This is a genomic window from Psychrobacillus sp. (genome assembly GCF_056205495.1).
The window spans coordinates 1-6,528 of sequence record NZ_JBAEAP010000476.1; the positions used below are offsets into that span (position 1 = coordinate 1).

A 6,528-nucleotide genomic window follows, 5' to 3' on the forward strand; every position below is an offset into this window, starting at 1 on the left:
ACGTTTTAAAAACAGACATATTAATAAAAGCTGCTTCGACTCTTGCTCGAAACAGCGTGTTAATTTAAAAACAGTATTTCCTTTGTATATGGGTTAAAGATTACAACAATTTCATTGGAATCCTGAATAACATTCATACGATAATTCTCTTTACCTGTCTCCGCTTGAGGTATAGTAGTTAGAAAACTCTCTTGGACCTCTACGTCATACTCCCTCGCTACTATTTGCTTTGCTTCTTCATACGTATAATTAGGCTTAACTATTTCATACATCAAAGTAATACAAACAATACCTAATAAGCACAATCCTGTCGTTTTAAAGAATTTTTCTCTTTCATCCATCCAAATAATATAAATTTGAACATACGATAATAAAATTAACGGAATGTAAATGGATAAAAAGTGTAGAGTTGGATCAATCCTTAAATATTTGCTGGAATCATAAAAGAAGTGAAGAAAGAAAGCAATGGACGCTATAAAATAAATAATAGACACAATTATTTCCTTCATCTTTTCAACTCCTCTTCCAGATTTCTATTTAGCAGAATTAGCATTACCTTTTTATATTATTCAACAAGTTGTTCTCTTTTACCTTTCAACCAAATTTGGAGAGCTTCACAAGAAAAGCGCAAGCGCCTGTCACTGCCCCGACAGGCAAATGGGAAAATGCGAGGAGGCAGTTCCTCAGCCACCGCAGTATTATTCCATTTGACCCCGAGGGGCAAGGCGGTGGAGCTAGACATCAATTTATCCACAGGTTCAGAATTTTTAATTTCCTAAACTAAAATAAAAACAGCCTCTAAAAGAGACTGTCTTTCTAAATTATGCCTTCAGCGTAATCTTATTAAATTTAAACAATAGGGTCATACTAACATTCATTATAAAATGGACAATGATGGGCACCAATAAATTATCTGTATAAAAATAACACCAGCCAAAAACTAAGCTTGGCACTAATATATTTAGTAGCATCAACGGTTTTTTATAGTACTGTACGTGAAACGCTACAAATAAAAATGAAGTTAGTAAAATGGCTAGCCATTGATGATCGACGATTATAAATAAGACATTTTGTATAATTCCACGGAAAAGTAATTCTTCAAAGAGAGCAGCCAGAAACATAAACGAGATAATTTCAAACACGGAACTATCTTGATAACTTTTATTCATTTCATCTACGTGCTTTTCTGGAGTTAGATAAGTCAATAAGATTCCGTATAGAGTTAAAACAATCGAAACCAGGATGATGACCAGAAATATTTTTGAAGCTTCATGAAAGGCTAAAACGGTTGTGAATGCTAAATAGCCTTCTAGTACCATAAAAAAGAGTATGGCACTGCATAATAAATTCAAGCCGATATAAGCTGGAATCATGCTTTTCAAGTTCATTTTATTATTTATCCTTTCTATACTATCAAGCTATTATTTTGACTGTTTGCTCACCTTACTGCCAAGAGTTAAAATGACAATACTTCCAAGCAACAAACCAATTCCTATCCACGATGTAAATCCTAAAATCTCTCCTACTACCACTACACCGAGTAGTGCTGCTGTGGTTGGCTCTGCTAGAGATAAGGTCAATGCAGAGGATGCTGGTATTTTCCGAAGACCCCACCCATACAAAACATATGCCACACTCGTTGTAGCCAAGCCTAGATAGACGATGATTCCCACGTTACCTGGATCAGCTAGCCAGCTTATATCATATATAAAGAAAAATGGCGTTAATAGCAACGCACTTAGTGAGAATGTCATTGCCACTACAGGGATGGCTTCTTCTTTTTGTAAAAGGGACTTGCTTGTAAGCGTATAAAAGGCAAATATAAGCCCGGCAACTAATGAATATAAAATACCTACCGGATCAATTGTTACTTCACCCTTCGTTAAAAATAAAAACAGACAGCCAACAATTGCTAGCCCAGTAGAGAAACCCCACACTTTTGTAGGTCTCATTTTTAAGAAAACCCATTCAACCATGCCCGAGAATACAGGCGCACTTCCAATAGCAACAACACTGGCAATGGCAACTCCTGTTAATCGAACGGATGAAAAAAACAAAAGCTGAAACAAGGATATACAAATAGCAGCGTATAACGTTTGTTTCCATGGCCAAGTGTGAAGCTTTAACTTTTTTAGTAAAATCATTACGATTAATAGCGGAATGCCTCCCGTTGCCGATCGTCCAGCGCTAATAATAAAGGGATGAGCATTATCTGGTAAAAATGTTTGAGCCGTACCTGTCGTTCCCCAAAGCATCGCTCCCAGTAATACAAATATGTATGGTATAACAGCCACTCTTTTCATCCTTTCTACTACAACTATTTTCTATGTGAGGACATTGAGTTACCTCTTCGTCTCCATTATACTAATAAAGACGTAGGAGGGATTTGTACCATGTACATGACAGTAGAAGAAACAGCTGACTTCTTGTCGATGCCACTTGAACAAGTCAAAAGGTATATCGCCGATAAAAAGATACGTGCTGTTTTTGATGGAGAACAGTATGTTGTCAATAGTGCTCAATTTGAAACCCATTTAGAGCAAGTGGAAGAATTAAAACGCCAAATTGATGAATGGCGCAATACTCCAATTCCAGAGGACATTGATGTCAAGGATGAGGACTAGCCAATTCAAGCATATCAAACAAAAAGGACTTTTTCCGAAGGGAAATTGTCCTTTTTGATTTTATATTGTAATAAAAAAGCCTGCTCTTTTACCGATAATCTCTGCGTAGTCCTCTACCATCACACTAGCAGTAGGATACATACCCGCTCCAGGACCTACTAGTGTAAGTGTCCCAATATAGTTTGTATCAAGAGAAACAGCATTATTTACTCCTTCGATTGCATACAACGGATGATCTGCTCCTACCAGCTGAGGTCCTACTGAAGCATATAACTCTCCATTTTCATCCTGCTCAATTTCTGCTACATGACGATAACGAAGACCTTTATCCTTGGCTTCATGTACATCCTCTAATGTAATTTCATCAATTCCTACTACACGTACATCTTCCCAATCTGGCTGTTTTCCAAATGCCAATGCGCTTAAGATCATTAACTTGCGGAATGCATCCTGACCGGATATGTCGTTGTAAGGATCAGCCTCTGCATATCCAAGCAGCTGTGCTTCTTTTAAGGCATTCTCAAATGGTGAATCCTCTAAACGCATTTGCGTCAAAATATAGTTGGATGTTCCATTTAATATTCCTTGAATTTTCTTTACAGAGTTTACTTGAAGCAGGTTTTTTAGAGTCTTGATTATTGGCACCCCACCAGCAGTAGTAGCCTCGTAGCCTACAAATACACCTCGTGATTTTGCGCGCTCCTGCAATGGGATACTATATTTAGAGAACATAACTTTATTTGCAGTAATCACGTGACAGCCTTTGTCAATTGCTCTGCATAGATAGCTATATGCGGGCTCTTCGTTAACAATTGCCTCAAAAACTACCTGGAGTCCAGGAATGTTCTCAATATCCTCAAAGTCGTCTGTTACCAAAACTCCTGGAGTTTCGGGTCTTTCTTTTGCTAAATTATTAATAAGGATTGCACAAATCTCAATATCCAACCCCAATGATTTTTTTAAGTCTTCTCTTTTTTCATTTACGATGTGATAAATCCCTTGGCCGACTGTTCCAAACCCTAAAATCGCTGCTTTTATTTTTGCCATGCCGTCTCCTCCAAAATGAATCTGTACAATTGAATATAAATAATCGCACTTGTGTAATATTTCAATAAATTTATTGACTATTTTACATATTGTAGACTATTTTTATTCATTATACAATAGAATTCTACCTAGAGAGGACATTTGTTTTTCTCAAGAGTACTTTTTCGAGTGCATTTTGTAAGTCTTCTACTGCCTCCAAGCCAACAGACAAGCGGATTAGATCTTCTGAAACGCCCGTTTTTACTAAATCCTCTGGAGTAAGCTGTTGGTGAGTAGTAGAAGCTGGGTGGATAATTAAGGATTTTGCGTCTCCTACATTAGCAACATGAGACCAAATTTCAATATTATCAATAATTTGTCTACCTGCTTCTCTGCCTCCCTTCACTCCAAATGTCAGAATAGAACCGAAGCCATTTTTTAAATACTTTTTAGCCAGCTCGTGCGTTGGATGGTTTTCAAGCCCTAAGTAGTTAACCCATGACACTTCCTCATTTGCATTTAAGTATTCTGCAATCTTCTGTGCATTTTCGTTATGTTTTGGCACTCTTAAGTGAAGTGTTTCTAGTCCCTGTAGAAAGGAAAATGCTGCCTCTGGGCTAAGAGTAGGACCAAAATCACGAAGTAACTGAACTCTTAGCTTAATTGCAAATGCCACATTTGGTACGTCGATTCCATAACGTAACCCATGATAGGTAACATCAGGCTCTGTAAATCCCGGAAACTTATCGGAGTTCCAATTGAAATTCCCTCCATCTACTACTACACCACCAATTGTTGTCCCATGTCCTCCAATCCACTTCGTTGCAGAATGTATAACAATGTTAGCTCCATACTCTATAGGATTTGAACCAAAAGGTGTAGCAAATGTGTTATCTACTAATAATGGAACTCCTACTTCATTGGAAATTTTTGAAACAGCTTCTACGTCTAGAACATTTAAGCTTGGATTTCCAATGATTTCTGCAAAGAACCCTTTCGTTTTCTCTGTCACAGCTTTACGGAAATTTTCTGGATCAGAGGAATCTACGAATTTTACTGTAATCCCATAACGTGGGAGTGTATGTGCAAATAGATTAAAAGTTCCTCCGTATAAATTTTCAGCAGCTATAATTTCATCTCCAGCTCCAGCAATGTTCAAAATAGAAAATGCAATGGCTGCTGCTCCTGAGGAAAGTGCTACTGCTGCTGTTCCTCCTTCCAGTAATGCAATTCTTTGTTCAAAAACATCTACGGTTGGGTTTGTGATTCTGGAATAGATATTACCAGTCTCTTTCAAGGCAAATAGATTTTGTGCATGCTCTGTGTTTTGAAATACGTATGAGGTTGTTTTGTAAATCGGTACTGCTCTAGATCCTGTCACTGGATCAGGCGTCTGTCCACCGTGTAATAGAAGTGTTTCTTTTTGAAGATTAGTCATTTGAATTCCTCCGATTTAGTAGATTAGATGGATGCTGGAGGCCAGAGAGGATTATAGAACTGACAACTATAAAAACCCCTCTTCAATTAAGAAGAGGGGTCAAATTGATGACATGTTCCTCCTCTTATCTTCCAAATTCTATTAAAGAATTTGTAGGATTTAGCACCTTTCCAAGCTATAGAACTTGGTGGTTGCCGGACTTCTTAGGGCCTATTCCCTCAGTCACTCTTGATAAGAGTATTTGATTAGTATTCCATCTTGTTACACAGTATAAGTCTCCGTATATTTAGATGTCAAGTCATTTTATAAAAATTCTGAAACTTCTTCTTTTTTTAATCGTTTAATATAATAGATAGAATAATTTTATAAGGGGTGTCATAGAATGGTTGTTTGGATAGTTAGCATTCTCCTAACAGGCTACATCATTGGTTCGCTACATGGATCTAAACTCGCTCAATGGATGAGTGGAGTTAATATAAAAAAAGAAGGCTTAAATAATTCCGGAGCATCCAATGCTACTGTAGTACTTGGCTGGAAGTATGGTATTTTAGTGGGAGTCATAGATATATTAAAGGGTGCCATTATGATTATTGGCGTACGTGTACTTTCAGAACAGTGGAGCTTATTTAGTTCATCGGAGCTGGATTTACTTCTTTACCTTGCTGGTGCTGCGGTCATCTTAGGACACAACTTTCCAGTTTTCACGAAATTTAAGGGTGGAAAAGGCACGGCTTCCATCATAGGGGTATTGCTTGCATTGCATTGGCCGGTCGGATTAGCAGGATTGCTTATATTAATCTGCGTTACACTTTTAACGGATTATTTGTTGATAGGGGTTTTGTTTTTTTACCTCGTATTCTTTGGTGCCTCTGTCTGGACAGCGGATGGAGCAGGGCCTATTTTGATAGCAGCCTTCCTATTTTTAATGGCTTCCTTCTTACATGTAGAGAACGTCCAACGATTAATAAGAAAGGAAGAGACAAAAATTTCTTCTGTTATTAAGAAAAAGAAGCCTTCGCTTTAAAGGAAAAGAGTGAGTGAAATGAGCAAAAAAAAGAGGTGGATTGTGGTCATTCCATTCATAATAATTGCATCGAGCGGATTAGGTATGTGGATGCTTACAAGCAAATGGCTCGAGGATGGCTTAAAGCCTAAGGCAGACGGTTCCAATGAGTATGCGATTGTGTTAGGGGCCAAGGTAAAAAAAGGACATATACCTTCTCTAGCACTTCTTTATCGTTTAGAAGCAGCACTAGAATATGCTGAAAAATATCCAGCTGTAAAACTTGTTGTTACTGGAGGACAAGGACAAGATGAGGATATAGAGGAAGCTGTAGTTATGAAAAATTATCTCGTAGAGAACGGAATTATGGAGAGTCGAATCATAGTAGAAGATCAATCTACCTCTACGTATGAAAACCTTTTATACTCCCAACAGCT

Annotated in this window: 8 protein-coding genes and 1 riboswitch; of the genes, 3 read left to right on the plus strand and 5 right to left on the minus strand. The window is 37.7% G+C overall.

All coding sequences use genetic code 11. The features are described from left to right. Positions 1 to 59: 59 nt before the first annotated feature. The 3 genes from AC06OU_RS13740 to AC06OU_RS13750 form a co-directional block, all read right to left on the minus strand. Positions 60 to 509 (minus strand): hypothetical protein, encoded by a 450-nt coding sequence (locus AC06OU_RS13740; protein ID WP_475856495.1) that lies wholly within the window; start codon positions 507 to 509, stop codon positions 60 to 62. A gap of 312 nt (positions 510 to 821) precedes the next feature. Then, complete coding sequence (locus AC06OU_RS13745; RefSeq protein WP_475856497.1) at positions 822 to 1,388, minus strand: lysostaphin resistance A-like protein; 567 nt, start codon at positions 1,386 to 1,388, stop codon at positions 822 to 824. Positions 1,389 to 1,421: 33 nt separating this feature from the next. Next, the gene (locus tag AC06OU_RS13750; protein ID WP_475856499.1) at positions 1,422 to 2,303 is read right to left on the minus strand and encodes a DMT family transporter; all 882 of its coding nucleotides are present in this window, start codon (positions 2,301 to 2,303) and stop codon (positions 1,422 to 1,424) included. A gap of 90 nt (positions 2,304 to 2,393) precedes the next feature. Here AC06OU_RS13750 and AC06OU_RS13755 point away from each other — a divergent pair, with 90 nt between their 5' ends. Further along, positions 2,394 to 2,624, plus strand: coding sequence for an excisionase family DNA-binding protein (locus AC06OU_RS13755; RefSeq protein WP_169359239.1), 231 nt, complete (start codon positions 2,394 to 2,396; stop codon positions 2,622 to 2,624). Positions 2,625 to 2,684: 60 nt separating this feature from the next. On the opposite strand, the gene AC06OU_RS13760 is transcribed toward AC06OU_RS13755, so the two are convergent. Both AC06OU_RS13760 and AC06OU_RS13765 read right to left on the minus strand, forming a co-directional pair. Continuing rightward, on the minus strand, positions 2,685 to 3,671 hold the full coding sequence (locus tag AC06OU_RS13760) for a homoserine dehydrogenase (protein ID WP_475856501.1): 987 nt from the start codon (positions 3,669 to 3,671) through the stop codon (positions 2,685 to 2,687). 124 nt (positions 3,672 to 3,795) lie between these two features. Beyond that, the gene (locus AC06OU_RS13765) at positions 3,796 to 5,088 is read right to left on the minus strand and encodes an O-acetylhomoserine aminocarboxypropyltransferase/cysteine synthase family protein (RefSeq protein ID WP_475856503.1); all 1,293 of its coding nucleotides are present in this window, start codon (positions 5,086 to 5,088) and stop codon (positions 3,796 to 3,798) included. Positions 5,089 to 5,209: 121 nt separating this feature from the next. Continuing rightward, positions 5,210 to 5,326: riboswitch (SAM riboswitch) on the minus strand. Between the two features lie 144 nt (positions 5,327 to 5,470). Between AC06OU_RS13765 and AC06OU_RS13770 the strand changes: the two genes are divergently transcribed. Together AC06OU_RS13770 and AC06OU_RS13775 are read left to right on the plus strand one after the other, a co-directional pair. Then, the gene (locus tag AC06OU_RS13770; protein ID WP_475856505.1) at positions 5,471 to 6,112 is read left to right on the plus strand and encodes a glycerol-3-phosphate acyltransferase; all 642 of its coding nucleotides are present in this window, start codon (positions 5,471 to 5,473) and stop codon (positions 6,110 to 6,112) included. An 18-nt stretch (positions 6,113 to 6,130) separates the two neighbouring features. Beyond that, positions 6,131 to 6,528, plus strand: a 398-nt coding sequence (locus tag AC06OU_RS13775; RefSeq protein ID WP_475856507.1) for a YdcF family protein, incomplete at its 3' end; no start/stop codon positions are given.

What these genes read in the sequence shown, in the direction of transcription:
- AC06OU_RS13740 (WP_475856495.1), bottom strand. Translation starts at nt 509, where the DNA reads ATGAAGGAAATAATTGTGTCTATTATTTATTTTATAGCGTCCATTGCT.
- AC06OU_RS13745 (WP_475856497.1), bottom strand. Translation starts at nt 1,388, where the DNA reads ATGAACTTGAAAAGCATGATTCCAGCTTATATCGGCTTGAATTTATTA.
- AC06OU_RS13750 (WP_475856499.1), bottom strand. Translation starts at nt 2,303, where the DNA reads ATGAAAAGAGTGGCTGTTATACCATACATATTTGTATTACTGGGAGCG.
- AC06OU_RS13755 (WP_169359239.1), top strand. Translation starts at nt 2,394, where the DNA reads ATGTACATGACAGTAGAAGAAACAGCTGACTTCTTGTCGATGCCACTT.
- AC06OU_RS13760 (WP_475856501.1), bottom strand. Translation starts at nt 3,671, where the DNA reads ATGGCAAAAATAAAAGCAGCGATTTTAGGGTTTGGAACAGTCGGCCAA.
- AC06OU_RS13765 (WP_475856503.1), bottom strand. Translation starts at nt 5,088, where the DNA reads ATGACTAATCTTCAAAAAGAAACACTTCTATTACACGGTGGACAGACG.
- AC06OU_RS13770 (WP_475856505.1), top strand. Translation starts at nt 5,471, where the DNA reads ATGGTTGTTTGGATAGTTAGCATTCTCCTAACAGGCTACATCATTGGT.